Here is a 1,232-nt window from a genome sequence, read left to right on the forward strand (position 1 = left end):
AGCCTTATCTGTTCGGAATCTGGCAGCGTAGGCGTCGAGAGCCGGCGTGGGCCGCCGTAAGAGCCTGGATCTCGACGATCGCCATGTAGCTTGGCGCCCACGCCGGAATCTCCCTTGATCCGCCCGAACAGTTGCTGGAGCTGACACTCGCAGTGATAAGACTGGGCAAGCGGGGGAGCTCTCGACCCTTCCAGACTATACGGAGTTGGGCGATGAACGGGATCGGGATTGATGTGAGCAAGCGTCAGCTTGATGTTGGTACGACGGACGGGGAAATTCTGCAGGTCAGAAACACCGCCGCTGGCTTTGCTGAATTGGAGGCCTGGCTGAAAGAACACCCGGCGGACCAGATCGTGCTGGAGGCTACCGGTGGCTATGAGCAGCGCGTGCTGGATTTCTTGCACAACGCCGGTCGTCCGGTGGTCCGCGCCAATGCCCTGCGGGCCCGCAGGCTTGCCCAAGGTATGGGCCACGTGGCCAAGACCGACCGCCTGGATGCCTACGCATTGGCGAAGATGGCCGTGCTGATGAAACTGCCCGCCTACCAGCCGCTGGAGCCTTGGCAGCAAAGAATGCGGGAATTCGTTCGGGCTCGCCGGCAGGCGATGCAGGCGCTGACCGTCGCGCGACAGCAGCAGGAAATGGTCGGTGATCGTGAATTGCGCCGGCTACTGCAGGCCAACATTACACGCTTGCAGACGCTGGTCGCACGCTTGGGAAAGCAGATCGGCGAACAGGTTGAACAGCAGCCTCAACTGGCCGTAATGAAGTCGATGAAGGGCGTCGGTCCTGCGTTACAGGCGGTACTGGCCAGCCATCTGCCCGAGCTGGGCAGAATCAGCGGCAAGGCCATCGCCAGCCTGGTCGGCGTGGCACCGATGTCCCACGACAGCGGCACGATGCGCGGAAAACGAAGTATCCACGGTGGTAGAGCCGAGATCCGCCAAGTGCTCTACATGGCCGCCATGTCGGCCATGCGGCATGAGCCTCGGCTGCGGGATTTCTACCGGTCGCTGCGGGCCCGCGGCAAGGAAGGCAAGGTGGCCATCGTGGCGGTGATGCGGAAGATGCTGGTAATCCTCAACGCCCGCGTGCGTGACGCTGAAAGCGGACCGATCCCCGCCTGAAGCTAGCCAACAGGGGGACATCCACAGGCTGCCGGCCAGCGGCCGGCACCACCATGCCCGTCTGCCGGAGGGGCCGCCGGCCCCTTCAGCAACACAGTTGCTACA

General features: G+C 63.2%; 1 protein-coding gene. It reads left to right on the forward strand.

Translation table 11 applies throughout. The annotated features are described in order from the left end of the window. The first annotated feature begins 212 nt into the window (after positions 1 to 212). On the forward strand, positions 213 to 1,127 hold the full coding sequence (locus V9K91_RS19220; protein WP_093535888.1) for an IS110 family transposase: 915 nt from the start codon (positions 213 to 215) through the stop codon (positions 1,125 to 1,127). Positions 1,128 to 1,232: the final 105 nt, after the last annotated feature.

Source organism: Stenotrophomonas sp. CCNWLW57, from assembly GCF_037203925.1.
Lineage (GTDB): Bacteria > Pseudomonadota > Gammaproteobacteria > Xanthomonadales > Xanthomonadaceae > Stenotrophomonas > Stenotrophomonas rhizophila_A.